This is a genomic window from Frateuria sp. GZRR35 (genome assembly GCF_051900415.1).
Taxonomy (GTDB): Bacteria; Pseudomonadota; Gammaproteobacteria; order Xanthomonadales; family Rhodanobacteraceae; genus Frateuria_A.
In genome coordinates, this window is the sequence record NZ_JBHZGL010000007.1 from 20,334 (window position 1) to 37,397 (window position 17,064).

15 protein-coding genes are annotated in these 17,064 nt (G+C 67.1%); 9 read left to right on the top strand and 6 right to left on the bottom strand.

Annotated features, from left to right (window positions below; all coding sequences use genetic code 11):
* The first annotated feature begins 49 nt into the window (after positions 1 to 49).
* The 4 genes from ACFWZ3_RS09880 to ACFWZ3_RS09895 all read left to right on the top strand — a co-directional run bounded on the left by ACFWZ3_RS09880 (position 50) and on the right by ACFWZ3_RS09895 (position 3,907).
* A complete protein-coding gene (locus tag ACFWZ3_RS09880; protein WP_439707568.1) occupies positions 50 to 1,828 on the top strand; it encodes a phosphoenolpyruvate carboxykinase (GTP) in 1,779 nt (592 codons plus the stop codon).
* A gap of 177 nt (positions 1,829 to 2,005) precedes the next feature.
* Positions 2,006 to 2,557 carry an RNA polymerase sigma factor gene (locus ACFWZ3_RS09885; protein ID WP_439707569.1) on the top strand — a complete coding sequence of 184 codons (552 nt, stop codon included), beginning with the start codon at positions 2,006 to 2,008 and terminating at the stop codon, positions 2,555 to 2,557.
* Positions 2,554 to 2,976: a hypothetical protein gene (locus ACFWZ3_RS09890; protein ID WP_439707570.1), complete on the top strand. Its 423-nt coding sequence runs from the start codon at positions 2,554 to 2,556 to the stop codon at positions 2,974 to 2,976. Before ACFWZ3_RS09885 ends, ACFWZ3_RS09890 begins: the two co-directional genes overlap by 4 nt.
* A gap of 22 nt (positions 2,977 to 2,998) precedes the next feature.
* The gene (locus tag ACFWZ3_RS09895; protein WP_439707571.1) at positions 2,999 to 3,907 is read left to right on the top strand and encodes a DUF4097 family beta strand repeat-containing protein; all 909 of its coding nucleotides are present in this window, start codon (positions 2,999 to 3,001) and stop codon (positions 3,905 to 3,907) included.
* A 163-nt stretch (positions 3,908 to 4,070) separates the two neighbouring features.
* Here the strand turns inward: ACFWZ3_RS09895 and ACFWZ3_RS09900 are convergent, their stop codons facing one another.
* Positions 4,071 to 4,952: a hypothetical protein gene (locus tag ACFWZ3_RS09900; protein ID WP_439707572.1), complete on the bottom strand. Its 882-nt coding sequence runs from the start codon at positions 4,950 to 4,952 to the stop codon at positions 4,071 to 4,073.
* A gap of 265 nt (positions 4,953 to 5,217) precedes the next feature.
* Here ACFWZ3_RS09900 and ACFWZ3_RS09905 point away from each other — a divergent pair, with 265 nt between their 5' ends.
* Positions 5,218 to 8,112, top strand: coding sequence for a bifunctional diguanylate cyclase/phosphodiesterase (locus ACFWZ3_RS09905; RefSeq protein WP_439707573.1), 2,895 nt, complete (start codon positions 5,218 to 5,220; stop codon positions 8,110 to 8,112).
* 34 nt (positions 8,113 to 8,146) lie between these two features.
* Here ACFWZ3_RS09905 and ACFWZ3_RS09910 read toward each other — a convergent pair whose 3' ends face one another.
* Complete coding sequence (locus ACFWZ3_RS09910; protein WP_439707574.1) at positions 8,147 to 9,046, bottom strand: Hsp33 family molecular chaperone HslO; 900 nt, start codon at positions 9,044 to 9,046, stop codon at positions 8,147 to 8,149.
* Positions 9,047 to 9,153: 107 nt separating this feature from the next.
* Between ACFWZ3_RS09910 and mtgA the strand changes: the two genes are divergently transcribed.
* From mtgA to ACFWZ3_RS09925, 3 genes are all read left to right on the top strand, one after another.
* The gene (mtgA, locus tag ACFWZ3_RS09915) at positions 9,154 to 9,894 is read left to right on the top strand and encodes a monofunctional biosynthetic peptidoglycan transglycosylase (RefSeq protein ID WP_439707575.1); all 741 of its coding nucleotides are present in this window, start codon (positions 9,154 to 9,156) and stop codon (positions 9,892 to 9,894) included.
* Between the two features lie 3 nt (positions 9,895 to 9,897).
* Positions 9,898 to 10,821 (top strand): glycosyltransferase family 2 protein, encoded by a 924-nt coding sequence (locus ACFWZ3_RS09920; protein ID WP_439707576.1) that lies wholly within the window; start codon positions 9,898 to 9,900, stop codon positions 10,819 to 10,821.
* An 89-nt stretch (positions 10,822 to 10,910) separates the two neighbouring features.
* Positions 10,911 to 11,339 carry a CBS domain-containing protein gene (locus ACFWZ3_RS09925; RefSeq protein ID WP_209622287.1) on the top strand — a complete coding sequence of 143 codons (429 nt, stop codon included), beginning with the start codon at positions 10,911 to 10,913 and terminating at the stop codon, positions 11,337 to 11,339.
* Between the two features lie 85 nt (positions 11,340 to 11,424).
* On the opposite strand, the gene ACFWZ3_RS09930 is transcribed toward ACFWZ3_RS09925, so the two are convergent.
* Complete coding sequence (locus tag ACFWZ3_RS09930; RefSeq protein WP_439707732.1) at positions 11,425 to 12,648, bottom strand: NTP/NDP exchange transporter; 1,224 nt, start codon at positions 12,646 to 12,648, stop codon at positions 11,425 to 11,427.
* A gap of 275 nt (positions 12,649 to 12,923) precedes the next feature.
* On the opposite strand from ACFWZ3_RS09930, the gene ACFWZ3_RS09935 reads away from it, so the two are divergent.
* On the top strand, positions 12,924 to 14,210 hold the full coding sequence (locus ACFWZ3_RS09935; protein ID WP_439707577.1) for a serine hydrolase domain-containing protein: 1,287 nt from the start codon (positions 12,924 to 12,926) through the stop codon (positions 14,208 to 14,210).
* Positions 14,211 to 14,354: 144 nt separating this feature from the next.
* Here ACFWZ3_RS09935 and ACFWZ3_RS09940 read toward each other — a convergent pair whose 3' ends face one another.
* From ACFWZ3_RS09940 to gcvH, 3 genes are all read right to left on the bottom strand, one after another.
* A complete protein-coding gene (locus ACFWZ3_RS09940) occupies positions 14,355 to 15,350 on the bottom strand; it encodes an energy transducer TonB (protein ID WP_439707578.1) in 996 nt (331 codons plus the stop codon).
* A 277-nt stretch (positions 15,351 to 15,627) separates the two neighbouring features.
* Positions 15,628 to 16,167, bottom strand: coding sequence for a met regulon transcriptional regulator MetJ (metJ, locus tag ACFWZ3_RS09945; protein WP_439707579.1), 540 nt, complete (start codon positions 16,165 to 16,167; stop codon positions 15,628 to 15,630).
* Between the two features lie 467 nt (positions 16,168 to 16,634).
* Entirely contained in the window at positions 16,635 to 17,030 is a 396-nt protein-coding gene (gene gcvH / locus ACFWZ3_RS09950; protein WP_439707580.1) for a glycine cleavage system protein GcvH, read from the bottom strand.
* Between the last annotated feature and the right edge of the window lie 34 nt (positions 17,031 to 17,064).

Genomic DNA, 17,064 nt, shown 5'->3' on the forward strand with positions numbered 1-17,064 from the left:
AAACTAGCGTTCCGGAACCCTTTTTTCCTAAGACCTTGAAGAGGACATCATGGCCAGCAAGCTGGAAGCGCTCGAGCGCTGGGTGAACGAGGTGGCGGCGCGCACGCGTCCGGCGAAGATCCATTGGTGCGACGGCTCGGAGGCCGAATACCAGCAGCTGGTCAAGGAGATGCTGGCCGACGGCACCCTGATCGAGCTCAACCAGGAAACCCATCCGGGCTGCTACCTGCACCGCTCCAACCCGTCCGACGTAGCGCGCGTGGAGCATCTGACCTTCGTCTGCCACAAGAACCAGGACGACGCCGGCCCGAACAATCACTGGATGGACCCGGCCGAGGCGCATGCGAAGATCGATGCGCTGTTCGACGGCTGCATGGAAGGCCGCACCATGTACGTCATCCCGTACTGCATGGGCCCGATCGACTCGCCGCTGTCGCGTTGCGGCGTGGAAATCACCGATAGCCCGTACGTGGTGGCCAACATGCGCATCATGACCCGCATGGGCAAGGCCGCGCAGGAGCGCATCGAGCGCGAAGGCACGTTCGTGAAGGGCCTGCACTCGACCGGCGAGCTCGACCCCGAGCGCCGCTTCATCATGCACTTCCCCGAGGAGCGCACGATCAAGTCCTACGGCTCCGGCTACGGCGGCAACGCGCTGCTGGGCAAGAAGTGCCACGCGCTGCGCATCGCCTCCAACCAGGCCCGCGACGAGGGCTGGCTGGCCGAGCACATGCTGATCGTGGGCATCGAGAATCCCAAGGGCGAGACGCACTACGTCGCCGCCGCCTTCCCCTCGGCCTGCGGCAAGACCAACCTGGCGATGCTGATTCCGCCGGAGGGCTACCGCAAGGACGGCTGGAAGGTATGGACCGTCGGCGACGACATCTGCTGGATGCGCCCCGGCGCCGACGGCCGCCTGTACGCGATCAATCCCGAAGCCGGCTTCTTCGGCGTGGCGCCGGGCACCAGCACCGCGACCAACTCCAACGCGCTGCAGTCGATCTCGCGCAATACGATCTTCACCAACGTCGCGGTCACCGCCGACAACCAGCCCTGGTGGGAAGGCCTGCCCGGCACGCCGGTCACCGACTGGCAGGGGCGTCCGTACGATCCGGCCAACGGCCCGGCCGCGCACCCGAACTCGCGCTTCACCGTGAGCGCGAAACAGTGCCCGACCTGGTCGGAGAAGGCCGAGGACGCGCAAGGCGTGCCGATCGACGCGATCGTCTTCGGCGGCCGCCGTCCTTCGCTGCTGCCGCTGGTGATGGAAGCGCGCGACTGGGCGCACGGCGTGCTGATGGGCGCGGCGATGGGTTCGGAAACCACCGCCGCGGCAACCGGCGCGGTCGGCGTGCTGCGTCGTGACTCGATGGCGATGAAGCCATTCTGCGGCTACCACTACGGCGACTACTTCGCGCACTGGCTGTCGTTCGACAAGCCGGGCATGAAGCTGCCGAAGATCTTCCACGTCAACTGGTTCCGCAAGGGCAAGGACGGCAAGTTCCTGTGGCCGGGCTTCGGCGAGAACCTGCGCGTGCTGGAGTGGATGATCAACCGCGTCGACGGCAAGGCTCGTGGCGTGGAAACACCGATCGGCATCGTGCCGGCCGAGGGCGAGCTGAAACTCGAGGGCCTGAACCTCCCACGCGAGGCCGCCAGCGAGCTGCTGGACATCGACACCGCCGGCTGGCAGGCCGAGCTGGACGCCATCGGCGAGTACCTGGCCAGTTTCGGCCCGCGCATGCCTGAACGCCTGCACCAGGAGCAGCAGCGCGTGGCCAGCGGGCTGTCCGCCGCCGAAACCGCGCCCCGCGCCGCCACGGCCTGATCGCTTGCAGCCCCTCTCCCGCCGGGAGAGGGGTGGGTGAAACACGCCTCAGCTTCCGAGCCGGCCTCACGCCAGCTCCCTCTCTCCTGCGGGGAGAGGAGTGCATTAAACGCTCCGCCACTTCCGTGCATCCAAGCTGGCAAGATGGAAGCTGCCTGCCTCGCCACTGGAAGCCCGATGCCGCCACCGCCTGTCGCGTGGTCCGACGCCGATGACGCGCGCGCCGCGGCCCGGGGCGATCGCCACGCGTTCCAGCGGCTGTACCGCCAGCATGTCGACCGTATCTACGGCGCGGTCTACCGGTTGGCCGGCTACGACCACGCGCGTGCCGAGGACCTGACCCAGGACGCCTTCGTGCGCGCCTGGCAGAAGCTTGGCGACTTCCGCCACGAAAGCGCCTTCGGTACCTGGCTGTACCGGTTGGCGGTGAACGTGGCGCTGATGGACATCCGTTCGCGCGGGGCACAGCCAGTCGGCTTCGTCGGCGAGGAGGACCTGCCCGACCCGGGCGAAGTGCCCTTCTGCGCCGCCGAGCGCGAGGAGCTGGAGCGCGCCATCGCCAAATTGCCGCCGCGTGCCCGCGCGGTACTGGTACTGCATGACGTGGAAGGCTGGCGCCACGAGGAGATCGCCAGCGAACTGGGCATGGCCGTCGGTACGTCCAAGGCGCAACTGCACCGTGCACGCGGGCTGCTGCGCCGGATGCTCGAACCCGGAGAGTCGTCATGAACGAATTCGAATGGCGTCGACAGCTGCGCGAGTTGCGCGCGCCGGTCGCACCGCGCCACGACCTGTGGATGCGCATCGACGCCGCGCTGGAACCGGCCGAACCGGTGCGCTCCAGCTCGCGTCCGGGCTGGCTGCTCGCCGCCAGCTTCGCGGGCCTGAGCCTGCTCGCCGTGTCCCTGAGCCTGCGCCAGCGCCACTTGCTCGAGCACCCGCAGACCACCGTCACGGCCTCGGCCCAGGCGCCGTGGAAGCCAGATGACCCGCGCCTGGCCGGGGCGGCGATCGAACTGGATGCCGCGCGCCTGGAACTGAGGCAGGCACTGGAACTGGCCCCCCATTCACCGGCACTGCAGCGACTCCTGTCGCGCACCCGCCAACAGCAATCGCGGCTGCGCCAGCTCGACCAGCAGGCAGGCTGAGAAACCCTTGAGGAGTCAACGCATGAAAACCGTACGCTACCTTCCCCTGCTGCTCGCCCTGTGCATCGGCCAGGCGCTGGCCGACACCCCGATCAACCTGCACCACCCGGCCAATGCCAACGCACGCATCAGCGTGAGCAACGTCAAGGGCCAGGTCACCATCACCGCCTGGGACCGCAACGAGGTGCAGGTCACCGGTTCGCTCGGCGAAGGCGCCGCGCCGCTGGCCATCGACGGCGACAACGGCGACCTGGAAATCAAGGTCAAGCCCAGGGGCGATGGCTCGAAGGGCTGGTTCAACTGGAACGGCGACAACTCGATGGGCGATACCACGCTCGACCTGCACGTGCCCAAGGGCGCCACGCTGGACGTGGAAGTGGTCAGCGCGCCGCTGGGCATCGACGGCATGGATGGCGGCGAGATCTCGGTCAATTCGGTCAGCGGCCGCGTGCGGATCAACGCCCGCACCCCCGACCTGTCGGTCGAAAGCGTGAGCGGCACCGTGCAGCAATCGGGCCATGCCGAGCGCGCCGACCTGCAGACGGTCAGCGGCGACATCCTCGCTCCCGCGCTGGGCAACCAGGCCGACCTGCAGAGCGTCTCCGGTCGCATCCAGGCCAGCGGCGGGCCGTGGAAAAAAATTAGCCTGAGCACGGTTTCCGGCGACGTGCAGCTCAACGGTGGCCTTGCCGAGCACGGCAACATCGACGTCGACAGCATGAGTGGCGACGTGCAGATCATCGTGCCCTCGAATCTTTCCGCATCGATCCATGCCAGCAGCTTCAGCGGCGACCTTCGTAGCGACTTCGGCCAGGCCATCGAACACGATCATGGCCCCGGCAGCGAGCTCAACGCCGAAGTGGGTGGCAGCAGGGGCCGCATCCACGTGGAGACCTTCAGTGGCGACCTGCGCATCCGCAAGAAGGATTGACGGGCACGCTCCAGCAAGGGCGAGAACCGGGCGGCGCATGGTGCAAGCCGGTCCCGCCGGGCCGAATGGAGCGCCAGCTAGCTAAACGCCCCCGGACCCCGGAACAAGCAGCCAAACGAAAAGGCCGTCGCATGCGACGGCCTTTTCTGTATTCGGGGGTAGCTTAAAGGTCCTGGTGATACTGCACGTACGGCGTGCGCGACTGATCGGGTTCGGGGCCCGCAGGCGTAGGAACCGAGGTTCCCGAGGACCACAGGTTCTGCGCGCCGATGCTCAGTTCGCCCTGCCACGGCAACCGCAGGGTGACGCCCAGGTCGATGCTGCTCCAGCGCTTGTCGCCGTAGTAGCCGCCCGGCAGCGTCGGCTGCATGGTGCGGCCGACCAGCGTGCCGCTCAGCGGGCCGTGGTCGACGCCAAAGGTCAACGCCTTCTGGTCCAGCGAATTGACGCCCAGTTCGTTGCCTGGCAGCAGGCGGATGCGGCCCACGCTGGCTCCCAGGTCGATACCGCTCTGCCCGCCGACCGCCACGCGGCCGCGCGCATTGAGCTGGGCGCTGCTATCGAAGTCGGGCAGGCCGTTCACGCCGGGCGTGGCGCCTGGCAGGACACGCGGCAGGCGCTGGTCGGGCGTGCTGTCGGCGCCCACGCTCACGCCCAGGCTGTAGCGGCCGAGGTTGTAGGTGGCGCCGATCTCGCTGCCGACCACCCGCGGGCTGCGGGAGGTCCCGTTGTGCTCACTGACCCCGGCGTGGATCTGCAGGTGCGGGTCCAGCCCGTACTGCAGGTCGGTCGACGTCACGCTGCCGGCATCGGTCACAGGGAACGACAGCGGCGCATCGGCACGCCGGCTCGCACCGACCGCCTGCGCGCCCGCCTTGAGCATGAGCATGTGCCCGTCGCGGTCGCGCACCACGACCCCGGAGTCGGCTGCCTGGCCCGTTGCCGGGCGCAGCAACGGCGCGATGGCAGGCCGATTCGCGTCCAGCGACTGGCCTGCCGCGGCGAGCGGCATCAGCAAGGTCAGCAGGGGCAACAGGCGGCGCATAAGTCGTTGTAAGCAGTCGGAAGGTGGCAGGCAGACGTATGCCATTCGTTGGGGGCGAGTATAGCTCCTTTACGTTTAACTAACACCCCGCCAGGAGGGGATGCCGCTCAAACGGTGAACCCAGGCACATATCGCTTTTGCATGGACCACCATGTGAAAAGAGGGTTCCCCGGGAATGAAATTCAGGCAAAACGAACCTCCGACAAAGCCCGCCGCGCACGATATAGTCACGCCACGGCCCAAGCACGGAACCTGAGAACCCTCCATGAACCCGGCTCCCCCCACCCGCGAGCCCGCAGCCTTCCCGGCCGACCGGGAAGTCTTGCATCGCGCGGTCGAGCGGCTGTTCGGGGCACCAGACGCCGGCAGCGTGGCGGCCGTATGTGAAACCCTGCTGTCGGACTGGCACGTGCGTGCGCGTCTGGGTTGGCGCCCGTTGGGCGTTGAGGAAGCTCCTTTCACCGCGGGTCGGATGGAGTTGGCCGAGGATCCGCAGGGGCTGCGCGTGCTGGTGCTGGAACCGGAATCGCCCCTGTCCGAACCCTTGCGCGAGCGCCTCGCCTGGTTCGGTCGACTGGCCGGTACCCGGATGCGCCAGCAGGCCGAGACCGCGCGGCTGTACGAGGCGATTTCCCGTCTGGCACTGGCCGAACGCCTGCAGCGCGCGTTGTTCGCCATCGCCGAACAGGCCGGCACCGAGCGCAACATGGGCGAGATGATGCGCTCGCTGCACGCCATCGTCGGCAGCCTGATGTACGCGGAAAACTTCTACATCGTGCTGTATGACGAAGCCACCGACAGCGTGCGTTTCCCGTATTACGCCGACGCGGCCGACCGCGACCCGCCCTCGCCCGAACGCAGCGTGCCGCTGTCCGACCTGGAACACAGCCTGACCTGGAACCTGCTCAAGGGCGGGCGCGCCATGATGGGCTCGATCGAGGAACTCAACCGCACCGTGCCCGACCGCCTGGTGCTGATCGGGCCGGACTGCGAACACTGGCTGGGCGTGCCGCTGCTGCGCGAGGCCAAGGTGGTCGGCGGCATCGTGATCCAGAGCTACCGGGCCGACACCCAGTACACCACGCAGGACCGCGAGCTGCTCTGCTACGTGGCCCAGCACGTGCAGGCCGCACTCGAAAAGCGCCAGGCGCAGGCAGAACTCGAGCGGCGCGTGGCCGACCGCACGGCCGCCCTGCGCGAGGCCAATCGCGTGCTGCGCCAGCAGGTGCTTCAGCGCCAGCGCGGCGAGCGGCTGCAGGCGGCGCTGTTCCGCATCGCCGAACTGGCGAGTACCTCCGAAGGCCTGGATACGTTCTATTCGGCGGTGCACCGGGTCATCGGCGGGCTGCTGTACGCGCGCAACTTCTACATCGCGCTGGTCGACGAGGACAGCGGGCAGCTGACCTTCCCCTATTCGGTCGACGAGGTCGACAACGTGCCAGCGCCGCGCCTGCATGGCCGCGGCGCCACCGAGTACGTGTTGCGCCATGGCAAGCCGCTGCTGGCCGACTCGGCCGAACTGGAACGATTGACCACCCTGGGCGAGATCCAGCGCCAGGGCACCCATTCGCTGTGCTGGCTCGGCGTGCCGCTGGTGTGGGGCGAGAAGGTGATGGGCGTGCTGGCGGTGCAGAGCTATACGCCCGAGCACACCTACAACGAGCGTGACCAGGAACTGCTCACCTTCGTCAGCTACCACATCGCCAACGCCTTGCAGCGCAAGCACACGGCCGAATCGCTGAAGCAGGCCTACGCGGGACTGGAGCGCCGCGTCACCGAGCGCACCCGCGCGCTGGCGCTGGCCAACCGCGACCTGCGCGAGCAGATCGCCGAGCGCGAACGCGTCGAGCGCCGGCTCAAGTACGAAACCCTGCACGACTCGCTCACCGGCCTGCCCAACCGCACGCTGCTGCTGCAGCGGATGGAGCAAGCGCTGGAACGCTATCGCGGCGAACCGGAAGAAGGCGGCTTCGCCGTGCTGTTCATCGATCTTGACCGCTTCAAGGTCATCAACGATTCGGTGGGCCATCTGGTCGGCGACGACCTGCTGTTCCAGGTCGGCGGGCGCATCCGCGCGTGCCTGAAGACCCGCGACGTGGTCGCGCGCCTGGGCGGCGACGAGTTCGCCGTGCTGCTGGAGGGCATTGTTGACCCGGCGACCGCAGTGGCGGTCGCCGAGCGTGTCATCGGTGAACTGCAGGTACCGTTCCGCCTTGGCGCCAAGGAAATCTTCACCTCGGCCTCGATCGGCGTGGCCCTGCCCGCCCCGCACTACCAGAAACCGGAAGAGCTGTTGCGCGACGCCGACGCGGCGATGTATCGCGCCAAGGACGAAGGCCGCCACCGCGCGGCGGTATTCGACGACCGCCTGCGCCGCGAAGCCCTGTCGCTGCTGGAACTGGAGAGCGATCTGCGCCGCGGCCTCGCGCGCAACGAATTCGTACCGTTCTACCAGCCCATCGTGGCGCTGGAAGACGGCCATGTGGTGGGCTACGAGGCACTGCTGCGTTGGCATCACCCGGATCGCGGCCTGCTCGCCCCGGGCGAGTTCCTGATCATCGCCGAGGAAGCCGGCTGCGCCGAGAGCATCGACTGGCAGATTTTCGAGCAGGTCTGCGCGCAGGCGCCGGCGCTGCTGGGCAAGGACGGCTTCGTCAGCATCAACGTGTCCGGCCGCCACTTCCGCCTGCCGGATCTGGATGCCCGCCTGCTCGCCCTGCTCGCGGAGCACGGCCTGCCGCCGCGACAGGTCCGCATCGAGGTCACCGAGCGCGCGCTGCTGGACAACCCGGCGCAGGTCAAACGCATCCTGGAGAACATGCGCAGCCGCGGCGTGCGGGTGGCGCTGGACGATTTCGGTACCGGCTATTCCTCGCTGAGCTACCTGCACCAGTACCCGTTCGAGACGCTGAAGATCGACCGCTCCTTCATCACCGAGCTGCCGCGCGAGGGCGATGGCCAGGGCCTGGCCGTGGTGCGCGCGATCCAGGTGCTGGCCGACTCGCTGAACATGCTGGTGATCGCCGAAGGCATCGAAGAAGAACACCAGCGCCAGGCGCTGATGCGCGTCGGCTGCCGCTACGGCCAGGGCTTCCTGTTCGCGCGCCCGCAGCCGATCAGCGTGTGGTTGCCGGCCGATCCGACGCCCGCCGTGGCGTGACGGACATGAGGGTGGCTGAAGCCCACCCTACGGTTTACTGCGACGTCGTGGACGTATCCGCGCTCACCCCGCCGCTCAGCACATGCTCGGCATCGATGCGGTCGAAGGTGTAGCGCTGCGCGCAGAACTCGCAGATCACCTCGATCTCGTCATCACGCGCAGCCAGTGCGGCCTCGACCTCGTCCCGCCCCAGCGAGCGCAACATCGACTCCACCCGCTCGCGCGAGCAACTGCAGCCGAACGCCAGCGGGCGTGGCTCGAACATCCGCACGGTTTCCTCGTGGTAGAGGCGGTATAGAAGCTGCTCCGGCGCGGTCGCCAGCATTTCGTCGCGGCCCAGCGTGCCCGTCAGATGCAGGACGCGACTCCAGGCATCCTCGTCCTCGACGGCGTCATGGCCGCCCTCGTCGGGCAGTTTCTGCAGCATCAGCCCGACCGCATGCTCGCCGTCGGCCGCCAGCAACAGGCGCGCCGGCAGCTGCTCGGACAGGCGGAAGTAGTTTTCCAGCGCACCGGCCAGTTCCGGCTGGCTGAGTTCGACCAGGCCCTGGTAGCGCTGGCCGCGCTCGGCGTGACCGATCGTGATGGCCATGACCGCCCCCGGCAACGCGGACAGGTCCAGTGGCTCGGGCAGCGGATCGTTCCAGCGTGCCAGGCCGCGCAACCGTCCTTGGTCGCTGCATTCGGTGAACAGCAGGCGCAGCGCACCGCTGCTCTTGAGCTCGATCGACAGCGCGCCCTCCAGCTTGATGTTGCCGGTCAGCAGCGCGCTGGCGGCCAGGCTCTGGCCCAGGAGCTCCTGCAGCGGCGCCGGGTAGTCCGAGCGCCCGGCGACCTCGCGCCAGGCGGCACCCAGCCGCACCAGCACGCCGCGCACACCGGCGCGTTCCAGCACGAAGCGATGCAGCACGTCCTCGACAAGCACGGTTTCCACAGAAATGACCTCGACACGGTGAGTCGGTTGAGATGGGGACAGCGCGGCACGGAACAATGGGCCGCTTATACTCCCGGGGATCGCAACCGAAGGTCGACGCCAAGACGATGCCTCCACCGCGCACCGCCCTCCGCCGCCTGCTGCGGCCGCTCGCCATTCTGGCGGTGTCTTGGCTGGCGCTGTCCTGGCTGGTGGTGCTGGTGCTGCGCTTCGTACCGCCGTGGACCTCGGCGGTCATGATGGAGCGTCGTATCGGCGCCTTGTTGCACGACGAGCGTGATTTCAGGTTGCGCCAGCATTGGGTCCCGTGGGAGCGCGTGTCCGCGTACGTTCCGCTGGCCATGGTGGCCAGCGAGGACCAGAAATTTCCCTTCCACCACGGCTTCGACCTCGAACAGATCCAGGACGCGCTGGACGATGCCGACGATGGCAAGCGCCTGCGCGGCGCCAGCACCATCAGCCAGCAGGTCGCCAAGAACCTGTTCCTGTGGAATGGCCACAGCTTCGTGCGCAAGGGGCTGGAGGCTTACTACACCGTGCTGATCGAGCTGACCTGGCCCAAGCGGCGCATCCTCGAGGTGTACATGAACATCGCCGAGCTGGGTGACGGCATCTACGGCGTGGGTGCGGCGAGCGAGGCCTATTTCCACGTGCCGCCGGCGCGGCTCGGACCGGCGCAGGCTGCGCGCCTGGCGGCGGTGCTGCCCAGCCCGCGCCGCCTGCATGCCGACCGCCCCAGCGCGTACGTCCAGCGCCGCACGCAATGGATCCAGCGACAGATGCAGCACCTGGGTGGCACAGGCTACCTGGACGCCAACCATCCCCCGCGCGTGCGGCGAGGACACTGACCCATGAGCGAATTGACCGTCGTCGTCCCCGCCTTCAACGAGGCGGCCGTGCTCGGCGCGTTCCACCAGCGCCTTGCCGCCGTGCTCGACACCTTGGCACTGGACAGCACCGTGCTCTACGTCGACGACGGCAGCACCGATGGCACCTGGCCGGCGATCGAAGCACTGCGAGCAAGGGACCGGCGCGTGCGCGCGCTCAAGCTCTCGCGCAATTTCGGCAAGGAGGCCGCGCTCACGGCGGGGCTGGACCACGTCACCCAAGGCGCGGCCGTGGTGATCGACGCCGACCTGCAGGACCCGCCCGAGCTGATCCCCGAACTTGTCGCGCAATGGCGCGCCGGCTTCGACGTGGTCTACGCCACGCGCAGCGCTCGGGCCGGCGAGACACGATTGAAGCGTCTCACCGCCGCCGGCTTCTACCGCGCCATGGAGCGGCTCTCCGACACCCCGCTGCCGCGCGATACCGGCGACTTCCGCCTGCTTTCGCGCCGCGCGCTGGATGCGTTGGCGAAGCTGCGCGAGCGCCAACGCTTCATGAAGGGCCTGTTCGCCTGGATCGGCTACCGCCAGACCGCCGTGCGCTACCAGCGCGAGCCACGCCACAGCGGTCGCACCAAGTGGAACTACTGGCGCCTGAGCCAACTGGCCATCGAGGGCATCACCTCGTTCTCCAGCGCCCCGTTGCGGCTGGCCACCTGGGTCGGGCTGGGCTCCTCGCTGCTGGCCTTCGTCTACGGACTGTGGGTGCTGACCAAGGCACTGATCTGGGGTGACGCGGTGCGCGGCTACCCGACGCTGATGCTGGTGATCCTGTTCCTCGGCGGCGTGCAGTTGCTGGCACTGGGCGTGATCGGCGAATACCTCGGCCGCAGCTACGCCGAGAGCAAGCAGCGCCCGCTGTACTTCGTGGAAGAAGAACACCTGTAAGGCCCGCCCGACGCCACCGATCAGTACCTACACACCCTGCCGACGCCGCAGCGCTAGACTCCGACGCAGGCCGAAGAGGAGCACCGGGCATGCGTCAGGTAAGGCATCTTCTGCAAAGCAAGGGCAGCGACGTCTATGCGATCGCACCCGAGGCGCCCGTACTGGACGCCATCCGGCAGATGGCCGAGCGCCGCGTCGGCGCACTGGTGGTGATGAAGGACGCCGCGCTGTCGGGCATCGTTTCCGAGCGCGACTACGCTCGCAAGGTCATCCTGCAGGGACGTTCCTCCGCGCAGACCGCGGTGGCCGACATCATGAGCAGCGAACCGCTCACCATCTCGCCCGAGACGGACGTGTTCGACTGCATGCGCCTGTGCACCGAGCGACGCGTGCGGCACCTGCCGGTGGTCGAGGACGGGCGCGTGGTCGGCGTGATCTCGATCGGCGACCTGGTCAAGGCGGTGATCGACGCGCAGGCCGAACAGATCGAACAACTGCAGCGCTACATCACCAGCTGACGCATGGCCTTCGTAGGGTGGGCTTCAGCCCACCTTGCCAGGATGCGATGTGGGCTAAAGCCCACCCTGAGATCACGGACCCGGCTCAGTCCCTGGCCAGGTCCGGTGATCGCCCGGCACGCCGCGCGACCCACGCCGACATCGTCGCCACGCCGGCGCCGATCAAGCCCATGCCGCCCACGCCCACACCGAGCCACGCCAGCAGGCTTACGCCGCTGGTCACCAGCACGTCGCCGAAGCGCCACACGGCCGTCTCCACGAAGTTCTTGCCCTTGTAGCGCGTCTCGCGCGGCACGCGGGTGTACAGCGCATCGACCGCCGGCTTGGTCATGCCGTAGGCAAACCCGCGAGTGGTCACCAGCATCACGGCCAGCAACGGCACGGCCATGCCCAGCAGGAGCATGTCGCCCGGTCCGAACACGGCGACCATGAGCAGCAGGCCGATGTTGACCAGTGCGGGAACCACCAGGCCCCAGCCGGCACCGAAACGGACCAGCAGCCAGCGTGTCAGCGTCAACTGCAGCAGCGCACCCAGCGCGTTGGTCGCCAGGTCCAGGTCGTTGTAGAACGACGTGCGCGCGACACGGTCGGCGAAATGCGCCTTCGCAAAGTCGGCCATCAACGCGTAGGCCAGCGTACCGATGCCGTCGCCGAGCAGCATGAGCATGGCCATGTAGCGCAGGAACGGCCGCGACCACAGCTCGCGGACGCCAGCCCACAGCGAGCCACCGGTGCCTTGCATGGTCTGCCCGCCAGCGGCCCGCTCATCGCGTGCGGAAAGCTGCAACAGCAGCAGCAGCGCGAGACCGAGCGCCCCCGACGACACCACCAGCAGTTGCGCCACGCCGAGCACGTGCAACAGCCATCGGGTCAGCAACGGCCCGAAGATCGCCCCGCCCATACCGCCGAGCGCAATCAGCGGAAATACTCGCCGCGCCTGCTGGCTGGCGAAGATGTCGGCCATGAAGCTCCAGAACAGCGACACCACGAACAGATTGAAGACGCTGACCCAGACGTAGAACACCACGCCCAGCAGCTTGGCACCGATACGTTCCTGCGCCAGGAACGCAGGCACGAAGGCGACCAGGCAAACGATGAAGAAACTGTAGCTCCACGCCAGCAGCCGCCGGCGCGACACGTGCGCCACCAGCCAGCCGAACACGGGGGTCAGCAAGAGCATGACGGCGAAGGTCACCCCGTAGAACAGCGGCAACGACTGGGACCCTACTGCGCCGCCCAGCTGATCGCGCACAGGTCGGATCATGTAGTAGCCGGCCATCACCAGGAAAAAGGCCAGCGTGGAGAGAATCAGCCCGCTGCGCTCGTCGGCGCGGGCGTTGTGGCGCAGGCTCACGGAGAGTCCAGCCTTGTGGGGAGCGCCAAAGCCTAGCATGCGCGACCCGGTCGGCTGTCGCACGCTGGACGGGGCGCTGCGCAAGCGGGCCGATGGTCTGAACACCAGCAGCCTGGCGCCAGCCTCTTCTCGTTGTAGAGCTGGCCCGGGTGCCCCACAATCGGGGGCATTGCGCCCCCCCGGGCCTTTTCTTCACCTTTTCCAAGACTTTGCGCCGGACTCTTCCAGGCATGCAGCTTCGTACGCTTCCCTTGCTGATCGCCGGCCTGCTCGGCGCAGCAACGATCCCCGCACTGGCCCGCGCCGCCACGCCGGCATCACCCTCCGCCACCGCCTCGCCCGCCGACTCCGGCACCCAGTCGCTTCCACCCGCGCGGGTGCAAGCCACGCTGGAGGCCTACAAGCAATGGCTCGGCAAGCTCGACCAGCGTGATGCCGTGGCCGGGTTGGCCACCGCGGTCGTGGTGAACGACAAGGTCGTCTTCGAGGGCACCATCGGCTACGCCGACGCCGCCGACAAGGAACCGGTCAAACCCGATACCGTGTTCCGTCTCGCCTCGCTGTCCAAGGCGTTCGCCACTGGCCTTGCCGCCATCTTGGTGCAGGACGGCAAGCTGGCCTGGGACACGCGGTTGGTCAACGTGCTGCCGTTCTTCAAACTCAAGAACGTACCCGATACGCAGCGCGCGACTGTCGCCGACATCCTCGGCCAGCGACTGGGCCTGCCGCGCAACACCTACGACAACATGCTCGAGGACGACGTCCCGTACGAAGAGCTGGTGCGCAAGCTCGACCAGGTCGACATGACCTGCGGCGTGGGCAAGTGCTACGGCTACCAGAACGTTGCGTTCAGCCTGATCGGCGACGTAGTGTACGCGATGACCGGCAACTTCTTCTACAAACTGGTGGATCGGCGCATCTTCCTGCCGCTGGGCATGACCACCGCCAGCTACGGACGCGCGGGCCTGGAATCGAGCAAGAGCTGGGCGCGCCCGCATCGGCGCACGCGACGCGGCTGGGTGCCGTTCGAACCGAAGGAAAACTACTACCGGGTCGCGCCGGCGGCGGGCGTCAACGCCAGCCTGCGCGACATGGAGAAATGGCTGATCGCGCAGATGGGCGGGCGTCCGGATGTGCTTTCCCCTGCAACGCTGGAAGCGCTGCATACACCGGGCGTGCGCACGCCGGGCGAGCTCCATTCCTCGCCCTGGCGCAACGGCCGCCTCACCTCGGCGGCCTATGCGCTGGGCTGGCGCGTATTCACCTATGGCGGCGAAACGCTGGTCTACCACGCAGGCGCGGTGGAGGGCTACCGCACCATGATCGGCTTCTTCCCCAAGTACCACACCGGCGTGGTGACGATGTGGAACGCCGGCGTCCCCACGCCTTCGGGCCTGATGCCGATGGTGTTCGACAGCCTGCTCGGCCTGCCGCACGTGGACTGGGCCGGGCTGGAGAAAAGCGTTACCGATCGCCCGCGCACCAGGACCCGCGCGCGACGCCATCGTCGCCACTAGAGCCGCTCTCGCCCTGATCCGCGGGCTTCTTCACTCGTGCTGCCGCCCGCTCTGTGGCTGACGCGGTTGCGCCCGATGCGCTTTCCACCGCACAAAAAAAGGCGACGCCAGGCGCCGCCTTTTTCACATGTCCTGGCTTCCGGTTCAGAGCTTGAATTCGATCTTCTTCTGCATCTTTGCTTCCACCGGCGTGCCGTTGCGCGTGGCGGGCTTGTACTTCCAGCGCTCGACCGCGTTGACCGCCTCGCGGTCGAACAGGTGGCGCGGCTGGGCGTCGACGACCTGCACGCCACTTACGTTGCCTTCGGTATCGACCGTGTAGCCCACCAGTACCCAGCCTTGCGTGCGTGCACGTTGTGCCTGGGTCGGGAAGCGCGGCTGCACGTACTTGGTCATCACCGGGTCGGTGGTCACCACCCGCTGCGGCGCGGGGTTGGCCGCCTCGGCGGCGGCCGGCGCATTGGCGGCCGCGACCTCGGTCTGCGGCTTCTGCTCGGCCGGCTGCGCCTTCTGCTGGGCCGCCAGCTTCTCCGCCGCAGCCTTGTCCGCCGCCGCCTTGTCGGCGGCCAGTTGCTGCTGGCGCTGCTGCTCGAGCGCCTGCTGCTGCTCCTTGTCCAGCAGCTTGCGCTGCGCGTCGAGCTTGGAGCGAAGGATGGTCAGCGTGTAGTTGGCCGGATCCGCCTTGGCGAGCAGGTCGATCTCGCGCTGGGCTTCACTGAAATCGCGCCCGTTGATCGCCTGCTCGGCGCCGCTTGCGGCGAACGGGAAGGTCTCGCGCAGGGCATCGGTGGCCACCGGGTTGCCCGGCTGCTTCTCCAGCGCCTTGAGGTAGAACTCGAACGCGTTGTTGCCCGCCGGCGCAAGCACGCGATGGTCGTTCATCGCTTTGCGCGCCTCGGCAAGCAACTGGTTCAAGTCCATCGCCTCGACGTTGGCGGGCGGCGCCACGGCGATCTTGTCGGTCGAGACCGGCGTGGACGGATGTCCGCCGGCATCCTGCATGACCAGTTCCTGGTGCGGCTGCAGGATGAGGAACCAGCTGGCCGCGGCCAGCAGGATGAAAATGGCGATCACGGCGATCAACGTGGGCCGGGCGGCCCCGCGCGCATGCGCGCGCGTAGAACTGGTACGGGTATCCATGGGACGTTCACCATTGGCTGGCATGAGATACCCGCGCTTTTTCCCCCTGTAGGAGCGGCCGTCCCCCTGGACGTGCGCGGCGCGAGTGCGCACAAGTTACCGCCAATGTGCCGTTGCGGCAAATACTTGGGTGATCGGGAGGCCTGCCTGTTTTGAGGGTCCCTGAAACGAAGCGTCCCGGCCGTGGCCGGGACGAATCGCTCTTCGAAGTACCCTCCCCGCGCTGGGCACCGCAGGGAGAGAAAGTCGATACCGCTTGTTGGTCTTTTTGGAAAGCTTACTTCTTGGCCTTGGTGGCCTTGGCGGTCTTGGTGGCCTTCACCACCTTGGCCGGTGCAGCCTTCTTGGCGGCCGGCTTCTTGGCGGCAACCTTCTTCACGGCAACTTTCTTGACGGCAGCCTTCTTGGCGGCGGCCGGCTTCTTGGCGGCAGCCTTCTTCGGGGCGGCCTTCTTGGCGACAGCCTTCTTGGCGGCCGGCTTCTTGGCAACCGGCTTCTTGGCGGCGGCCTTCTTCACAGCGGTCTTCTTGGCGGGCGCCTTCTTGGCGGCCGGTTTCTTTGCAGCGGTTTTCTTGGCAGTGGCCATTCGTCTCAGCTCCTCATCAGTTGGCAGTGGTTGCCCAGTAAAAGCGTGCAGGAACGCCTCCACCAGCAAGTCGCTGTTGGTGGCGTGCCGAAGATTGTTCACTTGACGGCGGGTGCGCTCGTCGGAAAGCAGACGCAGGACATGCAGCGGAATCGACACGGTGATCTTGCGCACCGCGCCGGCCTTTTCGCCGTGATCGACATAAGGCGTTATGAATTTCGATGCTGCCATGTGGACCCGTTCCCCTGATCTGAAGCGAAAGCTATTCCTGAAGATTTCAACTGTCAATTGATTTCGACCAGAAAATTCGGCCGGTCGAAAGCCCCTCCGGGAGCCCGCAAAGGGCCGCACGACAAGGGTTGGCGGATTACCGCGGACATTATCATTTAGACGTATAGACGCCTAAATAATAACCGGTCGAAAATCGTCCGCGCCGCGCAAACCCTTGCTCCACAAGGGTTTGCGATACATCGGCAACTACCGACTGACACATGCTCCGCGCGCCATCCCGCCTCGCGGGACACGTCCTGCGAGGCGGGATGGGAGCCTTCATTGGGATGAATGGAAGTCGACCAGCGGCACGATCGATGGCGATCGCAAATCGTCCCGGGCGCTTCCTGGCCCTTCCTTGTCCGGAGGAAAGAAGAGCGGCTGGATCGATCGTGCGCCCGCCGATGCGGCGCACGATCATCGGACCGTCAGTGGTCCTCGTTCTCGATCTGCTCGGCGTAAGCGTCGGCGTCGAGCAGCTCATCCAGTTCGGCGCGATCGGAGATGCGCACGGCGAAGATCCAGCCTTCGCCGAAGGCGTCTTCATTGATCGTCTCAGGCTTGTCGTTAAGCAGTTCGTTGACCTCGACGATCTCGCCGGACACCGGCGAATAGATGTCCGAAGCAGCCTTCACCGACTCAACCACCGCCGTGCCGGTGCCGGCCTGCACACTGGCGCCGATTTCCGGCAGCTCCACATACACCAGGTCGCCGAGTTGGCCCTGCGCGTGGTCGGAGATGCCCACGCGCACCACGCCGTTATCTTCGACGCGGGCCCATTCGTGGGATTTGAGGAACTTCAGGTCGCCGGGAATCTCGCTCATGGTCGGGTCCAGTCGTTGTCGTGGAATGGAGCGG